Raw genomic sequence first — 19,495 nt, 5'->3', positions numbered from 1 at the left:
TGGAGGTCAGGCGATAGCGATCACCGCATCGACCTCTACCGCCACCCCGCGCGGCAGCGACGGCGCGCTCACGGCGGCGCGGGCATGTTTGCCGGCATCGCCGAACAGCGCCTCCATCAGGTCGGACGCGCCGTTGGCGACCTGCGGCTGATCGGTGAAGTCGGGGGTGGAATTGACGAACACGCCCAGCTTGACGATGCGCCCGACGCGGTCGAACCCGCCGAGCGCGGCCTTCACCTGCGCGACGATCATCAGCGCGCAGCGCCGCGCGGCTTCCTGGCCGAAGGCAATATCGCATCCGTCCTCGCCCAGCCGGCCGAGGATCAGCGCGCCGTCGGCGTCGAACGGAATCTGGCCCGAGACATAGAGCATGCCGCCCGACTCGACCGTCGGGACATAGGAGGCGACCGGCGCCGCGGCGGCGGGCAGGGTCAGGCCGAGTTCGGCGAGCTTGCGGTCGATATGGGTGGTCATGCGGTATCTCCAGTGGTTGCCGGGGCGGGGCGCCCCTCTGCGAAGCGGGTCTCGATCCACATCGCGGCGTCGCGCCAGTCGTCGATGCGGGCATGAGCATGTGGCGCGGGCACGACATTGGGCGCGAGGCCGGGTTCGGACACCATGTGCAGCCGGTGGACATGCGGCGCGTGGCGGGCGACCGATTCATGATGGGCCGCCAGGTCGTCGACGAACACGGTGACGCGCGCGCCATGCTCGGCAACCAGCTTGGCGACGGGCGCGCCCTTGCCACCCTGGTTGCATTCGACGCGGTGGGCGATGCCGTGCTGGGCAAGCTGGGCAATGCGCGCGTCGCGGCAATGATCGTGCAGGTTGGTGAGAATGACGATGTCGGCGGCGCGGGCGATGTCGGCCAGCGCCTCGCGCGCGTGCGGCACCAGCGTCTGCCGGCCCATTTCGGCCGGGAAGAAGCCGTCGAGCATCCCCCACATCTCGTCACGGGTCACCATGCCGCCGCCGCGCCGCGTCATCGACGTCGCGAAATCGCCGCCCGACAGGTCGAAATCGATGTCGTGCGCGTCGCCCAGCCAGGTGCCGAAATGCCGCACCATGTGTAGCAGCACCTCGTCGCAGTCGCAGATCAGCAGCGGCCTCATGCACCGCGCTCCAGCCGTGCCCGCGCGGCGACGAGATCGCCCGGCGTACAGCCGATCGCATCGGCGCAGGCGACCAGATCGGCCTCGTGATTCTCGAGAAAGCCCAGCACGGCGGCGAGCGTCGCGGGGGCGCCCGCCGAAGCGCGCAACGCCCGCGGATCGAGGCCGGTCAGGTCGAGCAAGCGCTCCGCCCGCGCCGGATCCTCCAGCGTCCACACCAGCGCACCCAGCGCCAGCGTATCGTTATTTGTATCGTCGCGTGCCATCGCCTATTTCAACACCGGAACAACAAGGGAAGCGGCCCCGCGTGGCAAAAAGGGTGCTCGTTGTCGAGGACAACGAACTCAATCTGAAGCTGTTCTGCGATCTGCTGCGCGCGCACGACTTCGCGGCGGAGCCGGTGCGCGACGGGCGCGAGGCGGTGGCGCGGGCGAAAAGCTTCGAGCCCGACCTGGTGGTGATGGACATCCAGCTGCCCTACGTCAGCGGGCTGGAGCTGATCGGCCAGATGAAGCGCGATCCACGGCTGCGCGACGTGCCGGTGATGGCGGTCACCGCCTATGCCGGGCGCGACGACGAGGACCGCATCCGCGCGGCGGGCGCCAACGCCTATGTCTCCAAGCCGATCTCGGTAATGCGCTTCATCGAGGAAGTGCGCGCGCTGGTGCCCGATACGGGCGGCGAGCGGCTTGCATAAGCAACCCGCCGACTCGCCGTGCCGGGCAACGGGGCGGCGCGACCGTCCCGTCTGACGGGCGCGGCGAAGCCCTAGCCCCGACCGACGGCCAGCATCCTATCGAAACACGCCCGCACCTGGTCCGGCGGATGCGCGGCCTCCAGCCGGCGCAGGCGGAAGTGGACGTGCGCCATGGTCTGGTAATAGCCGGTAAAGACGGGGTTGATCGTCGCGCCGGCCAGCGCGCCGAGCAGCGGCGTCGCCTGCGCCAGCGCCTTTTGCCCCACGACGATGCCGAAGCGCGGCAGCACATCCTTCAGCACCTCGGTGATCGCCTTGCCCGACAATGCCAGCCGCGCCGCGACGAAACCGGCGTCGCCCGCATCATCGTCCGGCGTCGGCCCGCCGAGCCCGAGCACCGCGACGCACTGGGCGCGCACGGCCGGGTCAGCGGGATCCTCGCCATAGCCGGCGGCGATCTGCTGGATCGAGCGGAGGATCAGCGTGGTAGTGACGGGCAGGTCGATCAGCGTCGTGGCGAGGCCGCCGGCGCCGCCCAGCGCGCCGGTGACCGCGGTCGCCGCCTTATGCCAGCGCTCGCCCGCGGCCCAGGCGAGCGCGCGATCGACCGCACGGGAATCGCCGCCCGGCTGCGTCGAGAAGGCAATGCGATAGCCATGGTCGAGCGCGAGCCCGGCCGCCGCGTCGATCCGGCCCCGCCAGCCGTCCGGCAGCCGGTCGAGCGCCGAATCGACCCGGCTGCCCGCCCACCCGAGCAGGCGCAACAGCAGGCCATTGGCCTCGTCGTGCAGCGCGGCGATCGCGCGCAGTTCATCGATCACCGCGGCATCGAAGCCGGCGCAGGCATTGCCGAGGGCTGGATCGTTCATGGCGTGCGAGGTTACAGCAACGCGCGGGCGGACACGACCTGTCCGCGCCGAAACGCAAAAAAGCCGCCGGCGAATCGCCCGCGGCCCTGCACCCCGGCCCGCGCCGGGGTCTGCGTAGAGGTCGCCAGAGCGGCCTTTACTTGATCTTGGCTTCCTTGAACTCGACGTGCTTGCGCACGATCGGGTCGTATTTGCGGAAGGTGAACTTCTCGGTCTGCGTGCGGGGATTCTTCTTGGTGACGTAGAAGAAGCCGGTGTCCGCGGTGCTGACGAGCTTGATCTTGACGGTTGCCGGTTTGGCCATGACCCGAATCTCTAATCTGAATTCAAAAAATAGGCGGCGCGCCCGCATGGCCGCCGCCGTCAGGGGAGCGCGCATGATCGAAAGCCGTCCCGATGTCAACCTCGCGCACCCGATGCCGACGGCGTTGACGCGATCTTAACCATATCGGCGCACCCTTCCATCCTGACCATCGAGGGGTGCGGGACATGGCACTGGCGGGGCATGACAGGGGTGGCGCGATCCGGGCGGAACTGGTCGCACGGATCGACGCGATGGACGCCCGCGCGGACCGCATGGCCACAGGCGAAATCGCCGACCAGCTCGAGGCGATCCGTCGCATCGCCGCCCGCAACGGCATCGGCGCCGCGATCACCGTCGTTCATGCGCTCGATTCGGCGCTGGCTCGCGGCGAGCGCGGGCCACTGGTCCACGGCTGGCTGGGCATTTTGCGCGACGCGGTGGGCTGCGGCAGCGACAGCCCGCAGGCCGCCGACACTTTCGCCGCCGCCTGCGCCGTTCGTCTGAACGGCTGACACACCCTTTCCGTTGGACGCCCTGATTCCCGCTTTCGTCGCGGCGCTGGCCGCCGGCATCGGCGACCGCCCGGCACGGCTGGCCGCTCGGCTGGGCGATTCGGCCGGCGCGGGCCGGACCGTGTCCGGCATGGCGATCGGCCATGCGACCGGCATCGCCATATCCGTCGCGGGGGCGATGTGGATGGCGCCCATGCTGACCCCCAATGCGCGCGCGCTGATGCTGGCGGTGGCGTTGGTCTTTGCCGGAGCGGGCGCGCTGTGGGGATCACGTGCCCCCGCGCCCCCGCGCGGCTCGCCGGTGATCGCGGCGGCGGCCGGCAGCTTCGTCGCCGGAGACCGCACGGCCTTCCTCGCCTTCGGCCTCGCGCTCAACGCGGCGGTGCCACTGCTCGCCGGGGCCGGCGCCCTGGCCGGCGCGCTGGTGCTGGCCGGTGTCGCCGCGACACTGGGCAACCGCGAGTGGGAGCGCCTGCCGCTGACGCTGGTCGGTCGTATCGCGGGCGGGGTGATGCTGCCGATCGGTCTGATCGTCGGTGCCGGTGCGCTGAGGCTGACCTAGGGTCAGGACCCATTACTGGCAATGGTCGTGACGGAGCCGATTTGGCCGCACGGGCAGGAGCAAGGAGGGCGCGATGCTCAAGCATCGTGACCGACGCGCGACGCCGCCGTGCGGCCAAATCGGCCCGCCGCTTCGCGGTCGCCCGGAGAAGCCCGCCGAGCGTCGTCGCTTGCTTGCGCGTAGCTTCAGCTACGCGACTGCGCTGCGCTCCTCGTCGGCGGGCTTCTCCGGGCGATCACGGCCGTTGCCAGTAATGGATCCTGACCCTAGGGCCGATCGACATTCAGCGTGACCAGATCATGGCGGCGGCGAGTTGGACGAAGCCGATGAGATGGGCAGTACGGCGGTCATAGAGCGTGGCGAAGCGGCGGAGATGCCCAGCCCCCGCGCCGACATCCCCCAATCAGGCAAGCGGCAAGAACATTCCCGCAAATCCTGCGGGAAAGCCCTCGTCCATCCTGGCCGCCTCACCAGCGGCCAAAGTGAATCACATCTCTCAACCCGGGAAAATCCATCGATCCAATCAACAACCGAAACACGCTAACGGACGGCGGGCAGGTCCAGCCCCTTCTCTCGGGCGCAATCGATGGCGATGTCGTAGCCCGCGTCGGCATGGCGCATCACGCCAGTGGCGGGATCGTTCCACAACACCCGTTCCAGCCGCCGCGCCGCCGCTTCGGTCCCGTCGGCGACGATCACCATCCCGGCGTGCTGCGAATATCCCATGCCGACGCCGCCGCCGTGGTGCAGCGACACCCAGGTCGCGCCGCTGGCGGTGTTGAGCAGGGCGTTGAGCAGCGGCCAGTCCGACACCGCGTCGCTGCCGTCGCGCATCGCCTCCGTCTCGCGGTTGGGGCTGGCCACGGAGCCGCTGTCGAGGTGGTCGCGGCCGATCACGACGGGCGCCTTCAGCTCGCCGCTGGCGACCATGGCGTTGAATGCCAGCCCCAGCCGGTGCCGGTCGCCCAGCCCGACCCAGCAGATCCGCGCCGGCAGGCCCTGGAACTGGATACGTTCGCGCGCCATGTCGAGCCAGCGGTGAAGGTGCGGATCATCGGGGATCAGCTCCTTCACTTTTGCGTCGGTGCGGTAGATATCCTCGGGATCGCCGGACAGCGCCGCCCAGCGGAACGGGCCAATGCCGCGACAGAACAGCGGGCGGATGTAGGCGGGGACGAAGCCGGGGACGTCGAAGGCGTTCGCTACCCCTTCGTCCTTCGCTACCTGGCGGATGTTGTTGCCGTAATCGACCGTCGGCACCCCCGCCGCCTGGAAATCGAGCATCGCGCGGACGTGGACCGCCATCGATTTCCGCGCCGCCTCAGCGACCGCGTCGGGCTGGCTCTCCCGCCGCTCGATCCATTCGGCGACGCTCCAGCCGGCGGGGAGATAGCCGTTGACGGGATCATGGGCACTTGTCTGGTCGGTCAGCAGGTCGGGGCGGATGCCGCGCGCGAACATCTCCGGCAGCAGTTCGGCGGCGTTGCCCAGCAACCCGACCGAAACCGGGCGATCCGCCGCTGCGACGATCGCCAGCGCCTCGTCAATGGTCGCCGCCTGATGGTCGAGATAGCCGGTGCGCAGTCGCATCTCGATCCGGCTGGGCTGGCATTCGATGGCGATGCACGAGGCGCCGGCCATGACGGCGGCGAGCGGCTGCGCCCCGCCCATGCCGCCCAGTCCCGCCGTCAGCAGCCACTTGCCCGTCAGGTCGCCGCCATAGTGCTGGCGCCCCATTTCGACGAAGGTTTCGTAGGTGCCCTGCACGATCCCCTGCGTGCCGATGTAGATCCACGACCCCGCCGTCATCTGGCCGTACATCGCCAGGCCCTTGCGATCGAGTTCGGCGAAATGCTCCCAGTCGGCCCATTTGGGCACAAGGTTGCTGTTGGCGATCAGCACGCGCGGCGCATCGGCATGGGTGCGGAACACGCCCACCGGCTTGCCCGACTGGACCAGCAGCGTCTGGTCGTCCTCCAGCCGCCGCAGCGTCTCGACGATGCGGTCGTAGCTGTCCCAGTCGCGCGCCGCGCGGCCGATGCCGCCATAGACCACCAGTTCCTCCGGCCGTTCGGCGACGTCGGGGTGCAGGTTGTTCATCAGCATCCGCAAGGGCGCTTCGGTCAGCCAGCTTTTCGCCGACAACTCCGTACCGGTGGCGGGCCGGATGACGCGGCTGTTATCGAGACGGATCACGGTCTGAACTCCAGGCAGGCGGTGAGGATGGCGCGCAGGTTCGGCCCGATCGGCGGGTCGGCAAGCAGCGGTGTCGGCCAGTTGGCTTCGGTGGGCACGTCGGGCTCGGCCATGTAGCCGCGCATCGCCAGTTCCATCTGGATCGCGTGGACGCCGTCGTCAGCGCGACCATAGTGGCGGGTGGTCCAGCCGCCCCTGAACCGGCCATCGACGACATGATCCGCCCCGCTAGCGGCGGAAACGGCGGCGGCCAGCGCGGGCGCGCAGGTGGCGCCGCCGTTGGTGCCGATGTTGAACTGGGGAAGCCGCCCGTCGAACAGGCGCGGAATGAGGCTGCGGATCGAATGCGCGTCGTAGAGCACGACATGGCCGTGCGCGGCGCGCAGCCGGTCGAGTTCGCCCGACAGCGCCGCGTGATAGGGATCGAACCACGTCGCCCGCCGCCGCGCGATTTCGCCCGCATCCGGGCCGTCGCCGGCATAGAGCGGCTCGCCGTCGAAGGTCGTAGTCGGGCACAGCTCGGTCGTCGCCTGCCCCGGATAGAGCGAGGCGCCCGAAGGATCGCGATTCACATCGATCACGCTGCGCGAGATGGCGGTGCGGACCGTCGTGGCGCCCAAATCGCGGGCGAAGGCGTAGAGATCATGGACATGCCAGTCGGCATCGCGCCGCGCGAGCCAGGGCGAGAGGAAACCGCCTTCGCAATCGGCCAGATCGGTGCCGGTATGCGGAAAGGCGACGACCAGCGGCGCATCGCCGGGATGGATGGCCAGCCAGTCGTTCATGCGATCCCCGGCAGACCGATTCCGGCCGCCGTCACCAGCGCGCCGGATCGCACCAGCGCGGTCGCCGCCTCCATGTCGGGGTGGAAGTGGCGGTCATCCTCCAGCGTCGGCACCATGCCGCGCAGGCATGCCCGCGCCGCCTCCAGCGCGTCCGACGACCTGAGCGGCGCATGGAAATCGCACCCCTGCACCGCGGCGAGCAGTTCGATGCCGACCACCGCCTGCGCATTCGCCGCCATGTCCAGCAGCCGGCGCGCGCCGTGCGCGGCCATCGACACGTGATCCTCCTGATTGGCCGAAGTCGGGATCGAATCGACGCTGGCCGGATAGGCGCGCTGCTTGTTCTCGCTGACCAGCGCGGCGGCGGTCACCTGGGGGATCATGAAGCCGGAATTGAGGCCCGGCCGGGGCGTCAGGAATGCCGGCAGGCCCGACAACGCGGGATCGACCAGCATCGCGATCCGCCGTTCGGCGATGCTGCCGATCTCGCAGATGGCGAGCGCGATCATGTCGGCGGCGAAGGCGACCGGCTCGGCGTGGAAATTGCCGCCCGACAGCGCCTCATCGGTATCCGCGAAGATCAGTGGATTGTCGCTGACGCCGTTCGCCTCCGTCTCCAGCGTCGCACCGGCCTGGCGCAACACGTCGAGCGCGGCGCCCATCACCTGCGGCTGGCAGCGCAGGCAATAGGGGTCCTGCACGCGCGGATCATCCTCGCGGTGGCTGGCGCGGATCGCCGATCCCGCCATCAGGCCGCGCAGCGCGTCACCCACCGCGATCTGCCCGGCGTGGCGGCGCAGCGCGTGGATGCGGTGATCGAACGGCGCGTCCGATCCCTTGGCGGCCTCGGTCGATAGTGCGCCGGTGACGAGAGCCGCCTGGAACAGCATCTCCCCCTCGAACAGTCCGGCGAGCGCGTTGGCGGTCGAGAATTGCGTGCCGTTGAGCAGCGCCAGCCCTTCCTTCGGCCCGAGTTCGAGCGGCGCCAGACCAGCGCTGGCGAGCGCTTCGGCGGCGGGCAGCACGCGCCCGGCGAGATCGATCTGCCCCACCCCGATCATCGCCGCCGCCATGTGCGACAGCGGCGCCAGATCACCGCTGGCGCCGACCGAACCCTGGCACGGCACGACGGGGGTAGCGTCCTTCGCCAGCATTGCCTCAAGCATCGCGACCGTTTCCGGGCGCACGCCCGACGCCCCCATGCCGAAACTGGCGAGCTTGAGCGCCATCATCAGCCGGACGATCGCGCGCGGGCTCGGCGCACCGGTGCCGGCGGCGTGGCTGAGCACGATGTTACGCTGAAGCGTGGCGAGATCCTCCGCTTCGATCCGCACGCTCGCCAGCTTTCCGAAGCCGGTGTTGATGCCGTAGACCGGCGCGCCTTTCGCGACGATCCGGGCCACGGCATCCGCGCTGGCGGCGATCGCCCCCCGGCAGGCTGGATCGAGCGACACGCCCGCCCCGCGATAGATGGCGCGCCAGTCGGCGAGCGTGGCCTGGCCAGGGCGAATGATGATCATCGTCCGTTCCGGATACGTTGGTGAAGGGGATTGAAGCCGATGCGGTAGACCAGCTCGGCGGGACGCTCGACCTCCCAGATCGCGAGGTCGCAGGCCTTGCCCGGCTCCAGCGTGCCTGTCTCGCGCGCAAGACCCAGCGCGCGGGCGGCGTTCGCCGTCACGCCGCGCAAGCACTCCTCCACCGTCAGTCGAAAACAGGTCGCCGCCATGTTCATCGCCAGCAGGATCGAGGTGAGCGGCGACGTGCCGGGATTGCAATCGGTCGCGACCGCGATCGGCACGCCCGCCGCGCGCAGGGCGTCGACCGGCGGTAGCTTGGTCTCGCGGGTGAAGTAATAGGCGCCGGGCAACAGGGTGGCGACGGTGCCGGCGCGCGCCATCGCCGCGACGCCGGCATCGTCGAGATGCTCGAGATGGTCGGCCGACAGCGCGCCGTAACGCGCGGCCAGCGCGGCGCCGTTCAGGTTGGAAAGCTGTTCGGCGTGGAGCTTGACCGGCAGGCCATGCTTGGCCGCGGCGACAAACACCCGCTCGGTCTGTTCGACCGTGAAGCCGATGCCCTCGCAAAAGGCATCGACCGCGTCGGCGAGCCCTGCGCGCGCTATCGCGGGCAGCATGTCGGTGCAGACATGATCGACATAGCCGTCGCTATCACCGGCATATTCGGGCGGCAGCGCGTGCGCCCCGAGGAAGGTCGTCGCGATCCGCACGTCACGCTCGCGGCCCAACGCACGCGCGGCACGCAGCATCCTGGTCTCGTCGTCGGTAGTCAGGCCATAGCCAGACTTGACCTCGACCGTCGTCACGCCCTCCGCGATCAACGCGTCGAGGCGGGGCAGCGCGCTGGCGACCAGGTAGGCCTCGTTCGCACTCCGCGTCGCGCGCATCGTCGAGACGATCCCGCCGCCCGCACGAGCAACCTCTTCGTAACTGGCCCCGGCCAGCCGCAGCTCGAACTCATGGGCGCGGTCGCCGGCATGGACCAGGTGCGTGTGGCAGTCGATCAGCCCCGGCGTGATCCAGCGCCCGCCGCAGTCGATCGTCTCGGCAGCCTCCACTGGGGCGTCATCGGCGGACCCGGCATAGGCGATGCGCCCGTCGATCGCCGCGACCACACCATCCTCGACGACGCCGAGTCCCGCGCCCGCCATCGTCGCCAGTCGCGCGTTCCGCCAGATCGTGTCGCACCGCATGCACATTGCTTGGCACGCGGCGCAAATAATGTATAGACATTATCGCATGGCGACCGTTTTCTTCGACACCGCACTGCTCGCCGATGGCTGGGCGAACAAGGTTCGCGCGACGATCATCGATGGCGTGTTCGCCGTGATCGAGACCGGCGCTTCGCCGGCGGACGGCGAGGATCGCCACGCCGTCGCGGTGCCGGGCCTGCCCAACCTGCACAGCCACGCCTTCCAGCGCGGCATGGCCGGGCTGGCGGAGACGGCGGGACCCGGCGACGACAGCTTCTGGACATGGCGCGAGGTGATGTACCGCTTCGTCGATGCGCTCACCCCCGACGATCTGCTGGCCGTCGCCGCGATGGCGCAGGTCGAGATGCTGGAGGGCGGCTTCACCCGCGTCGGCGAGTTCCACTATCTCCACCACGCGCCCGATGGCCGCCCCTATGCCGATCCAGCCGCGATGGCCAGCGCACTGGCGGCGGCGTGCGCGGAGACGGGGATCGCGCTGACGCTGCTGCCGGTGTTCTATGCGCATTCGGGCTTCGGCGGGGCCGCCCCGACCGACGGCCAGCGACGCTTCGTCCATGATGTCGACGGCTATGCCCGCCTGCTCGACGCCAGCGCCGGGGCAATCGCCGGCCTGCCCGATGCGGTGCTCGGCATCGCCCCGCACAGCCTGCGCGCGGTGACGCCGGAGGAGCTTGCCCGCATCGTCCTGCTGACCGCCGGACCGATCCACATCCACATCGCCGAACAGGTCCGCGAGGTGGAGGATTGCATCGCCTGGAGCGGCGCGCGGCCGGTCGAATGGCTGCTCGATCATGCGGCCGTCGACGATCGCTGGTGCCTGGTCCATGCGACGCACATGACCGCCGACGAGACGGCGCGGATGGCGCGATCCGGCGCGGTCGCAGGGCTATGCCCGATCACCGAGGCCAATCTGGGCGACGGCATCTTCCCCGCGCGCGACTTCCTCGCCGCCGGCGGGCGGTTCGGGATCGGATCGGATTCGAACGTGCTGATCGACGGCTGCGAGGAACTGCGCCTGCTCGAATATGGCCAACGGCTGGCACATCGTGGGCGCAATCTGCTGGCCGGTGGCGGATCGACGGGCGCGGCGCTGTGGCGCGGCGCGCTGGCCGGGGGAGGGCAGGCGCTGGGCGCACCCGCCGGGATCGCGGTCGGCGCGCCGGCCGACTTCCTGACACTCGATACAGGCCACCCGTCACTTGCCGCGCGCGAAGGCAACGCGATCCTCGACGCGCTGGTATTTGCGGCCGGGCGCAGCGCCATCGACGGCGTGTGGCGACGCGGGCAGCGGGTGGTTTCCGGCGGCCGCCACATCGCGCGCGAAGCGATCGTCCAGCGCTACCGCGCCACGCTCGCGCGGCTGCTGGCATGACCGCGCTTCACGAACGCATCCGCCGCGATCTGGAGGTTGCGATCCTGTCGGGCGCGCGTGCGCCGGGCAGCCGTATCCCCGTCGAACATGCGCTGATGGCCGACTACGGCTGTTCGCGGATGACGGTGAACAAGGCGCTGGCCGCGCTCGCGGCACAGGGCTTCATCGAACGGCGCAAGAAGGCCGGCAGCTTTGTCGCCCGCCCGCGCGTCCATTCGGTCGTGCTCGACATCCCCGATCTCGCGGTCGAGGTCGCCCGGCGCGGGCAGGCCTATCGCTACCTGCTGGAACGCCGCGTGATCGCGCCCGCCGATACCGATACGGAGGCGGAGATCGCGCAAGGAACCGACCTGCTCCGGGTATCCGGCACCCATCTGGCCGACGGCATACCGCTGGCGATCGAGGACCGGCTGGTCTCGCTCGCGGCCGTGCCACACGCGCGAGAGGCCGATTTCGCCGAGACCTCCCCCGGCGCGTGGCTGCTCGAAAACATCGCCTGGACCGAGGCGGAGAGCCGCATCGCCGCGCTGGGCGCCGATGTCGCCGCGGCCCGTCGTCTGGGCGTCGCGGAAGGCACCGCCTGCCTCGCCATCGAACGGCGCACATGGCGCGGCGGCGAGCCGATCACCTTCGTCCGCCAGCAGTTCGTCGGCGCGGCCTATGATCTCACCGCGCGCTTCGGCCCCGCGACATCGGCACTGGAACCCGCCCGCCCGCGCTGATACCCGTTGCCCTACGCAACCGATCGGGAGAGGGTGAATGGCGGAAGCCTATATCGTCGAGGCGGTGCGCACCGCCGGAGGAAGGCGCGGCGGGCGGCTGGCCGGCTGGCATCCCGCCGACATGGCCGGCGCGGTGCTCGACGCGATCGTGGAGCGCAGCGGGATCGATCCGGCGGCGATCGACGATGTGGTGATGGGCTGCGTCGGCCAGGGCGGCGAACAGGGGTTCCAGATCGGGCGCGGCGCGGTGCTGGCGTCGAAGCTGCCGGAAAGCGTGCCGGCTGTGACGATCGACCGGCAGTGCGGATCGTCGCAGCAAGCGATCCAGTTCGCCGCGCAGGCGGTGATGTCGGGCACGCAGGACGTGGTGATCGCCGCCGGGGTGGAATCGATGACGCGCGTGCCGATGGGCGCCACGGTCGCACTGTTCGCGCAGGCCGGACTGGGCGGCCCCAAGTCGCCCCGGCAGGAGGAACGCTATCCCGGCGTCCAGTTCAGCCAGTTCATGGGCGCGGAGATGATCGCCCGCAAATACGGCTTCACCCGCGAGGATCACGATCGCTACGCGCTGGCCAGCCACCAGCGTGCGGCGGCGGCGGCCGAACGCGGCGACTTCGACCGCGAGATCGTGCCGCTCGCGATCGAGATGCCTGAGGGCAGCGAACTCCACACTCGCGATGAGGGCATCCGCGCCGATGCGACGCTCGAATCGATCGGCGCGGTCAAGCTGCTGGCGCAGGGCGGCACGATCACCGCCGCCAACGCCAGCCAGATCTGCGACGGCGCCAGCGGTGTGCTGGTCGTGTCCGAGGCCGCGCTCAAGGTGCATAACCTGACGCCGCTTGCCCGCATCCACAATCTGACGGTGACGGCGGGCGATCCGGTGGTGATGCTGGAGGAACCCTTGTTCGCGACCGATCGCGCGCTGAAGCGCGCCGGCATGGCGATCGGCGATATCGACCTGTTCGAGGTGAACGAGGCGTTCGCGCCCGTCCCGCTCGCCTGGTTGCGCCACACTGGCGCCGATCCCGAACGGCTGAACGTCAACGGCGGCGCGATCGCGCTCGGCCACCCGCTCGGCGCGTCGGGCACCAAGCTGATGGCGACGCTGGTCCATGCGCTCCACGCGCGCGGCAAGCGCTATGGCCTCCAGACGATGTGCGAGGGCGGCGGGATCGCCAATGTGACGATCATCGAGCGGCTGTAGGGGGGCGACGGACCATGGATATCACATCGAACATCGCCGCCGTCGTCACCGGCGGCGCCTCCGGCCTGGGGGCGGCGACCGCGCGGGCACTGGCCGCACGCGGGGCGAAGGTCGCGATCTTCGACCTTCAGGCCGAAAAGGGCGCGGCGCTCGCGGCGGAGATCGGCGGTGTGTTCTGCGAGGTCAACGTCACCTCCGACGACAGCGTCGACGCCGGCTTCGCGGCGGCACGCGCCGCGCACGGCCAGGAATCGGTGCTGGTCTGCTGCGCCGGCACCGGCAACGCCTTCAAGACCGCCAGCCGATCGAGGGAAGACGGCGGCATCAAGCATTTCCCCGCTGCCGCATTCGACTGGCTGATCCAGATCAATCTAGTTGGCACCTTCCGCTGTGTCGCAAAGTCGGCGGCGGGGATGCTGACGCTCGATCCCGGCACCGACGGCGAACGCGGTGCGATCGTGATGACCGCCAGCGTCGCGGCCGAGGACGGCCAGATCGGCCAGGCCGCCTATTCGGCGTCGAAGGGGGGCATCGTCGGCATGACGCTGCCGATCGCGCGCGACCTGATGGGCGAGGGCATCCGCGTCAACACGATCCTGCCCGGTATCTTCAACACCCCGCTGATGCAGGGGATGCCGCAGAATGTGAAGGACGCGCTGGGCGCCTCCGTCCCCTTCCCCAAGCGGATGGGCGAGCCGGCGGAATATGCCAGGCTCGCGCTGGCGATGATCGAGAACCCGTACATGAACGGCGAGGACGTCCGCCTGGACGGCGCGATCCGGATGGCCCCGCGCTAGGTGGTGTCTGCATTCAACGTAGGCATATCATGGCGCACGCGAGGTGGAGGAAGCCCATGAAGGCAGAGAAGGTCTTCTCGCAGCGTAGTGCGATGCGCCGGAAGTATTTGAGGTTGTTGAAGAAATATTCGACCTGGTGACGTTCCTTATAGAGGCGCCAGTCGGTCGGCGGTTTTCCGGTACCGCTGGGATTGGCCTTGATGCGCGCGGTGGCGCCAAGCTCGTCGGCGATGAAGGCCCGTAACGGATCGGCGTCGTAAGCCGCATCGCCGATGAGGTGATCGACGCCTTTCAGGTCCGCCAGCAGTGCCTCGGCCTGCTGACGGTCGCCATATTGCCCGGTGTCGGATGGATGCGGATCGGCAGGCGGATCGCATCGACGACGGCGCGCGGTTTGGTCGTCAACCCGCCGCGCGAAGGACTGATCGAGGCAGCTTTAGCCCCCCTTTTGCGCCGCTCGCGTCAGCGTGCACCTTCGAGATCGTGCTGTCGATCAGGACATACTCAAAGTCCGGTGCATCAGCGAAGCTGTTGAATAGCCGCTCCCATATGCCCGCGTGCGACCAGCGCCGGAACAGGGCATGGACGGCCGTCCATTTGCCGAACATCTCCGGCAAGTCGCGCCAGCGCGCCGCATTGCCGGCCATCCACAGGATCGCATCCACGAACCGCCTGCTATCCACCCCGCTACGTCCGGAAGCGCCAACTTGGCCGGGTAGATGGCCCTCAATCCGATCCCATTGCTCGTCCGCCAGTGTCGGTTTGTTCAACCCCGGCTCCTCTCGCCAGCCTTGAATCAGTATTTCACGTCAAACAAAATCCGCTCAATGCAGACACCACCTAACGGAAGACGACGGTGCGCGCGCCGTTGAGCAGTACGCGATCCTCCAGGTGATAGCCGACCGCAGCCGCCAGCACGCGCCGCTCGATATCGCGACCCTTGCGAACCAGATCCTCGGGTGTGTCGGCGTGGGTGACGGGTTCGACATCCTGCGCGATGATCGGGCCTTCATCGAGGTCGCCGGTTACGTAATGCGCGGTCGCCCCGATCATCTTCACCCCGCGATCATGCGCCTGGTGGTAGGGCTTCGCGCCCTTGAAACCGGGCAGGAAGCTGTGGTGGATGTTGATGCAGCGACCCGACAGATAGGCCGCCATCTCGTCCGACAGGATCTGCATATAGCGGGCGAGGACGATCAGTTCGGCGCCGGTCTCCTCGACGATCGCGCGGATCTGCGCCTCCTGCTGCGGCTTGGTGTCGCGCGTGATCGGCAGGTGGTGGTACGGCAGATCGTCGATCAGCGACGTCGTCAGCACCGATCGCGGATGGTTGCCGACGATGCCGGCCACCTCCATCGGCAGTTCGCCCAGGCGATAGCGGTAGAGCAGGTCGGCGAGGCAGTGATCGAACTTCGAGACCAGCAGCAGCACTTTGCGCGGCGCATCGGGCGAGGTGATCCTCCAGTCGAAGGCATTGGCCCGCGCGATCGGTTCCAGCGCGGTGGTGTGGGCGGCGACGACGGTATCCGAATCGAACACGATCCGCATGAAGAAGCGCCCGTTCGACGCATCGTTATACTGTTGCGCCTCGACGATGTTGCCGCCGCTGGCGAACAGCGCCTGGCTGACCGCCGCGACCAGCCCCGGCCGGTCGTCGCACGAAAGCGTCAGCACGTGACGGACCATCAAACCTCTCCCAACTCAACGGCGCGCGCAGCGTAGGACGCAGATACTGGTATGTATAACGTACGATATCTGCGTCGGGGTTGCGCCGCCTGCCATCTGCGGTACCAGCGGGCATTCAGCAAGGGGAAGTCGCCGCGCATGAACGAGACGCTTCACCGCCCTGACGATCTCGGCGCGATCGGCGATATCCTCGGGTTCCACATCCGCTTGGCGCACGGCGCCGTCTACCGCCATTTCAGCGAGACGTTCAGCGACCTGGACCTGACGCAGAAGCAGGTTTCGGTGCTGTGGCTTGTCGACGACCACCCGGACATCGCGCAGGCCGACCTCGGACGCGCCCTCCAGATGGACCGTGCCACGGTGATGGCGATCGTCAACCGCCTGCAGGGGCGCGGGCTGTTGGTGCGTGGCGCATCGCGCATCGACCGACGCCGCCAGACGCTGACGCTGACCGATGCCGGAAAGGACGCGCTGGCCCGCGCGCGCGTCGCGATCCTCGATCACGAAAGCTGGCTGAAGGGGCGTTTCTCCGCGGTCGAGGTGCAGATGCTGATCGCGTTGCTGTCGCGCATCCACGGCGCGGGCGTCGCCTGATCTCGATCGAAATGGTTGCAGCCGTAACGGGTTACTGCTAACCGGCGCGCCGCTCACCCGGCCCTGGGCGAGTCAAGGAGACAAGAATTGCTGGACCTCGCCGCCAATCGCGGTGCCCGGACCAGCGGTTTCCAGCCCTTCGCGTAAGTCGTCCCACGACGCCGCGGCTGGCCGGAACCGCGGCCGCCGCACCTCGAACGATCTGAAAGACATCGCCGCCGTGGGATATCCCGCGCCGGCCACGCAGACCCGTGGGACTGACATGGACGAATATGGAATCGTCCGGAGCATGCTGCTCCGGATAGCGGCGGACATGCCTGCGCCGTCGCCGCTGGCGAAGGCCGTGCTGGAATGGGCGCATGCGAACGCCGGCTGGCTGGCACCCGAACGCCGGGATGATCTCGACTGGGTCGCGTTGCTCGCGAGCGTCGCCGAACGGCGTGGCGATGCCGCGCGCGCGCATGTGCTCGACCTTGCCGACGCGCTCGCCGGGCTGCTTGGGCTTTCACCCGTCGACGCCGCCCTGCTGCGGCTGATGATCGCGTGCGACCGTCTGCCGCGCGTGGATGCGCTGGCGCGAATCGCGGGTCGCCACGGCCATGATCTGCCGACGCTGCTCGGCGAACTGGCCGGGATGCCCGGGTCCGACGCCGCGCGCGGGGTGCGGCGCAGCGCGGTCGTCCGGCTGGGACTCGCCGACTTCACGACAAACCGCCAGGGCGAGATCGAGGTCGCGATCCGCTGGACGCTCGAACGGCTGCTCGATCGTGCGCCCGGAACCGGGGCGGCGATGATGGAGGCGCTGGTCGGTCGGTGCCAGATCGCGACGCTGGCGCTCGACGATTTCGCCCATGTCGCCTCCGCCGATTTCCTTGTCCGTCTGCTTGGCGGCGCGTTGGGTGAGCGCGCGCCGGGGATCAACATCCTGATCCACGGCCCCCCGGGCACCGGCAAGACCGAGTTCGCGCGCACGCTGGCGGCGGCCGCCGGCGCGGCGCTCTACGCCATCGGCGAAGTCGACGAGGACGGCGAGGAGCCGGGCCGTTGGGAACGCGTTACGGCGCTGGGCCTCGCGCAGCGACTGCTCGCCGGGCGCGAGGGCAACGTGCTGCTGTTCGATGAAATGGAAGACCTGATCGGCGATGCCCGGCCGTCGGGCAGCGACTGGATGCAGGGGCGCCAGGGAAGCAAGGTGTTCGTCAACCGGCTGATCGAAGCGAACCCGGTGCCCGTGATCTGGACGACCAACGCGATCGGCAACGTCGATGCGGCGATCCTGCGGCGGATGAGTTTCATCGTGAAGCTCGATCTGCCGTCGCGCTGCGTGGCGGCGGGGATGCTGGAGCGCATAGCGCGTGAGGAAGGGGTGGTGCCGGGGCAGGGCTATTCCACTCTGCTCGATGCCGCGCCGGAAGCCGCGACGGTCCTCCGCGTCGCCGCGCGGGCCGGGCGTCTGGCGGGCGAAGGCGACGGTGGCGCCGTGGCGGCGACCGCGCTGGTGCGCGCGCTGCGCGGCGGCGACATGCCGATCATGATGTCGGATTCGTTCGACCTCGACCTGTTCGAAACCGACCTGCCGATCGACGCGATCCTCGCCAGCATGGCGCGCGGAGCGGCGGATGCATCGGTATTGCTCACCGGGCCGCCGGGGACCGGAAAGACGGCCTTCGCGCATCATTTCGCTCGCGCGGTCGATCGGCCGCTGATGGTCCGGCGCGCGTCCGACCTGCTGTCGAAATGGGTAGGCGAGACCGAGGCGCAGATCGCCGATGCCTTTGCTGAAGCGCGGCGACGCGACGCGGTGCTGCTGTTCGACGAAGCGGACTCACTTCTGTTCGATCGCACGACCGCACGGGCCAACTGGGAGACTGGCCAGGTCAACGAGATGCTGACCTGGCTCGATCTACATCCCCTGCCGGTGCTGGCCGCGACCAACCATGCCGCGCGCCTCGACCCCGCGGTACTGCGCCGCTTCGTCTTCAAGGTGGCGCTGCGCCCGCTCGGCCGGAAGCGGGCGGCGCAAGCCTTCGCGCGGTTTTTCGGCCGCCCCGCGCCAGCCGCGCTGGCGGAGATCGACAACCTCACTCCGGGGGACTTCGCGGTGGTCGCCCGCCAGCTTCGCCATCTGCCCGCAGACGGCGCGGACGTGATCGTCGAGCGGCTGCGGGGCGAGGCGGCTGCAAAAGGGGCCGGCGGCGGGAGAATCGGGTTCTGACGCGAACGGGTCTCTCACCTCCGCGCCCCAGGGGTTTGATCCCACGGTCTGCTGGTGTGTTCCTTCCGTTGGAATGGAAGGAGGCACTATGGGCGAGGCACGTCACGGGAGCGCCACGACCACGCACGCCGTCCGGGCGGCAATACAGCGATCGCAGGCTTCGCTCGCGACGCTGAGCCGTAGGCTGGGGATCAATGACCTGCGCCGGGTTTGTCGGAGGCTCCAACCCCTGAGAAGGCGGGGTCTGTATGAGCAAGACGACGAACGAGTATGCGCCGGAAGTCCGCGAGCGCGCGGTACGGATGGTTCTGGATCATGAGAAAGATCATGTTTCACGCTGGGGAGCAGTGGTGTCGATCGCAGCGAAGATCGGCTGTGCGGCGCAGACGCTGCATGAGTGGGTCAAGAAGGCGGAGCTAGACAGCGCGGCCGACGTGCTGGGGTCCCGACGGATTTTGTCGCGCAGCTGAGAGCGCTGGAGCGTGAGAACCGCGAGCTGCGGCTGGCCAACTTCTGCGTCTACGACGTGCGCAAGATATGGCGGCAACTGCGGCGCGAGGGGTTCGACGTTGCCCGCTGCACCGTTGCCCGATTGATGCGTGCAATGGGCGGAGCAGCCGAAGGTTCCGGCGATGCGCAACATCGTTGGAACGGCTGCGGAGGGCTGGCGGGCGTGATCCGGGGGTACGACGATCGGTCGGCGCCATGCCCACTCGATCGGGTGAACAGGCAGGTCCGCGCGCCAGTGTCCAACATGCTCTGGATCCCGGACTTCACCTACGCCGCCACATGGGCGGGGTTCGTCTATGTCACGCTCGTCATCGACACGTTCGCCTGCCGGATCGTCGGCTGGCGCGCATCGCGCACTGCTCACGCCAGCTTCGTGCTCGATGCTTTGGAACAGGCGCTCCGTGATCGCCGACCGGCGCGCAGCGGCGGTCTCATCCCGCGGCAGCCAGTAAGTCTCGATCAGATACTCCCAATGCCTCGCCGAAGCCGGGATAGAGCCATCTGTCGGAAGCGTCGGCGACAGTTACGACAACGCTTTGGCAGAGGCGATCAATGGCCTTTACAAGGCCGAGGCGATCCGTCGGCGAGGTCCATGGCGCTCGTGTCGCCCTCAACATCGGC

The 19,495-nt window shown here is 68.9% G+C and carries 19 protein-coding genes and 3 pseudogenes; 11 read left to right on the top strand and 11 right to left on the bottom strand.

Going from position 1 to position 19,495, the window contains the following annotated elements; genetic code table 11:
• Positions 1–6: 6 nt before the first annotated feature.
• The 3 genes from VYI76_RS00425 to VYI76_RS00415 are packed head-to-tail and all read right to left on the bottom strand — an operon-like array spanning position 7 to position 1,378.
• Positions 7–474: a RidA family protein gene (locus tag VYI76_RS00425; RefSeq protein ID WP_326522795.1), complete on the bottom strand. Its 468-nt coding sequence runs from the start codon at positions 472–474 to the stop codon at positions 7–9.
• Positions 471–1,112 carry an HAD family hydrolase gene (locus tag VYI76_RS00420; protein ID WP_326522794.1) on the bottom strand — a complete coding sequence of 214 codons (642 nt, stop codon included), beginning with the start codon at positions 1,110–1,112 and terminating at the stop codon, positions 471–473. Before VYI76_RS00420 ends, VYI76_RS00425 begins: the two co-directional genes overlap by 4 nt.
• Entirely contained in the window at positions 1,109–1,378 is a 270-nt protein-coding gene (locus VYI76_RS00415; protein ID WP_326522793.1) for a DUF3572 family protein, read from the bottom strand. The genes VYI76_RS00420 and VYI76_RS00415 overlap by 4 nt, the downstream gene beginning before the upstream one ends.
• Positions 1,379–1,419: 41 nt before the next feature.
• On the opposite strand from VYI76_RS00415, the gene VYI76_RS00410 reads away from it, so the two are divergent.
• The gene (locus VYI76_RS00410) at positions 1,420–1,809 is read left to right on the top strand and encodes a response regulator (protein ID WP_326522792.1); all 390 of its coding nucleotides are present in this window, start codon (positions 1,420–1,422) and stop codon (positions 1,807–1,809) included.
• A 71-nt stretch (positions 1,810–1,880) separates the two neighbouring features.
• Here VYI76_RS00410 and VYI76_RS00405 read toward each other — a convergent pair whose 3' ends face one another.
• Both VYI76_RS00405 and rpmG read right to left on the bottom strand, forming a co-directional pair.
• Positions 1,881–2,678, bottom strand: coding sequence for an EcsC family protein (locus VYI76_RS00405; protein ID WP_326522791.1), 798 nt, complete (start codon positions 2,676–2,678; stop codon positions 1,881–1,883).
• Between the two features lie 136 nt (positions 2,679–2,814).
• The gene (gene rpmG / locus VYI76_RS00400; protein WP_326522968.1) at positions 2,815–2,982 is read right to left on the bottom strand and encodes a 50S ribosomal protein L33; all 168 of its coding nucleotides are present in this window, start codon (positions 2,980–2,982) and stop codon (positions 2,815–2,817) included.
• Positions 2,983–3,167: 185 nt separating this feature from the next.
• Here rpmG and VYI76_RS00395 point away from each other — a divergent pair, with 185 nt between their 5' ends.
• Positions 3,168–3,494 carry a hypothetical protein gene (locus tag VYI76_RS00395; RefSeq protein ID WP_326522790.1) on the top strand — a complete coding sequence of 109 codons (327 nt, stop codon included), beginning with the start codon at positions 3,168–3,170 and terminating at the stop codon, positions 3,492–3,494.
• Positions 3,495–3,507: 13 nt separating this feature from the next.
• Positions 3,508–4,056: a hypothetical protein gene (locus VYI76_RS00390; protein ID WP_326522789.1), complete on the top strand. Its 549-nt coding sequence runs from the start codon at positions 3,508–3,510 to the stop codon at positions 4,054–4,056.
• A 540-nt stretch (positions 4,057–4,596) separates the two neighbouring features.
• Here VYI76_RS00390 and hutU read toward each other — a convergent pair.
• The 4 genes from hutU to hutI are packed head-to-tail and all read right to left on the bottom strand — an operon-like array spanning position 4,597 to position 9,750.
• Positions 4,597–6,252 (bottom strand): urocanate hydratase, encoded by a 1,656-nt coding sequence (hutU, locus tag VYI76_RS00385; RefSeq protein WP_326522788.1) that lies wholly within the window; start codon positions 6,250–6,252, stop codon positions 4,597–4,599.
• Positions 6,249–7,037, bottom strand: coding sequence for an N-formylglutamate deformylase (hutG, locus tag VYI76_RS00380; protein ID WP_326522787.1), 789 nt, complete (start codon positions 7,035–7,037; stop codon positions 6,249–6,251). The genes hutU and hutG overlap by 4 nt, the downstream gene beginning before the upstream one ends.
• Positions 7,034–8,557 carry a histidine ammonia-lyase gene (gene hutH / locus VYI76_RS00375; RefSeq protein ID WP_326522786.1) on the bottom strand — a complete coding sequence of 508 codons (1,524 nt, stop codon included), beginning with the start codon at positions 8,555–8,557 and terminating at the stop codon, positions 7,034–7,036. Before hutH ends, hutG begins: the two co-directional genes overlap by 4 nt.
• Positions 8,554–9,750 carry an imidazolonepropionase gene (hutI, locus tag VYI76_RS00370; RefSeq protein ID WP_326522785.1) on the bottom strand — a complete coding sequence of 399 codons (1,197 nt, stop codon included), beginning with the start codon at positions 9,748–9,750 and terminating at the stop codon, positions 8,554–8,556. Before hutI ends, hutH begins: the two co-directional genes overlap by 4 nt.
• 46 nt (positions 9,751–9,796) lie before the next feature.
• On the opposite strand from hutI, the gene VYI76_RS00365 reads away from it, so the two are divergent.
• Genes VYI76_RS00365 through VYI76_RS00350 form a run of 4 tightly spaced genes read left to right on the top strand, consistent with a single transcriptional unit; the run spans position 9,797 to position 13,869 of the window.
• Positions 9,797–11,143: a formimidoylglutamate deiminase gene (locus VYI76_RS00365; RefSeq protein ID WP_326522784.1), complete on the top strand. Its 1,347-nt coding sequence runs from the start codon at positions 9,797–9,799 to the stop codon at positions 11,141–11,143.
• Entirely contained in the window at positions 11,140–11,865 is a 726-nt protein-coding gene (gene hutC, locus VYI76_RS00360) for a histidine utilization repressor (protein WP_326522783.1), read from the top strand. Before VYI76_RS00365 ends, hutC begins: the two co-directional genes overlap by 4 nt.
• 37 nt (positions 11,866–11,902) lie before the next feature.
• Complete coding sequence (locus tag VYI76_RS00355; protein ID WP_326522782.1) at positions 11,903–13,072, top strand: acetyl-CoA C-acetyltransferase; 1,170 nt, start codon at positions 11,903–11,905, stop codon at positions 13,070–13,072.
• A 14-nt stretch (positions 13,073–13,086) separates the two neighbouring features.
• Positions 13,087–13,869, top strand: a complete 783-nt coding sequence (locus VYI76_RS00350; protein ID WP_326522781.1) for an SDR family NAD(P)-dependent oxidoreductase — start codon at positions 13,087–13,089, stop codon at positions 13,867–13,869.
• 13 nt (positions 13,870–13,882) lie between these two features.
• On the opposite strand, the pseudogene VYI76_RS00345 reads toward VYI76_RS00350, so the two are convergent.
• Positions 13,883–14,639 (bottom strand): annotated as a pseudogene (locus VYI76_RS00345) (IS5 family transposase).
• A gap of 70 nt (positions 14,640–14,709) precedes the next feature.
• Positions 14,710–15,555 carry a formyltetrahydrofolate deformylase gene (gene purU / locus VYI76_RS00340; RefSeq protein ID WP_326522780.1) on the bottom strand — a complete coding sequence of 282 codons (846 nt, stop codon included), beginning with the start codon at positions 15,553–15,555 and terminating at the stop codon, positions 14,710–14,712.
• A 138-nt stretch (positions 15,556–15,693) separates the two neighbouring features.
• Between purU and VYI76_RS00335 the strand changes: the two genes are divergently transcribed.
• The 4 genes and pseudogenes from VYI76_RS00335 to VYI76_RS00320 form a co-directional block, all read left to right on the top strand.
• The gene (locus tag VYI76_RS00335; protein ID WP_326522779.1) at positions 15,694–16,149 is read left to right on the top strand and encodes a MarR family winged helix-turn-helix transcriptional regulator; all 456 of its coding nucleotides are present in this window, start codon (positions 15,694–15,696) and stop codon (positions 16,147–16,149) included.
• A gap of 289 nt (positions 16,150–16,438) precedes the next feature.
• Positions 16,439–18,364, top strand: a complete 1,926-nt coding sequence (locus VYI76_RS00330; protein ID WP_326522778.1) for an AAA family ATPase — start codon at positions 16,439–16,441, stop codon at positions 18,362–18,364.
• Positions 18,365–18,452: 88 nt separating this feature from the next.
• Positions 18,453–18,563: pseudogene (locus VYI76_RS00325) on the top strand (IS481 family transposase); the annotation flags it as partial.
• A gap of 49 nt (positions 18,564–18,612) precedes the next feature.
• Positions 18,613–19,476 (top strand): annotated as a pseudogene (locus VYI76_RS00320) (IS3 family transposase); the annotation flags it as partial.
• Positions 19,477–19,495: the final 19 nt, after the last annotated feature.

Source organism: Sphingomonas sp. (assembly GCF_035910975.1).
Taxonomy (GTDB): Bacteria; Pseudomonadota; Alphaproteobacteria; order Sphingomonadales; family Sphingomonadaceae; genus Sphingomonas.
This window is presented reverse-complemented; position numbering and strand designations above follow the sequence as displayed.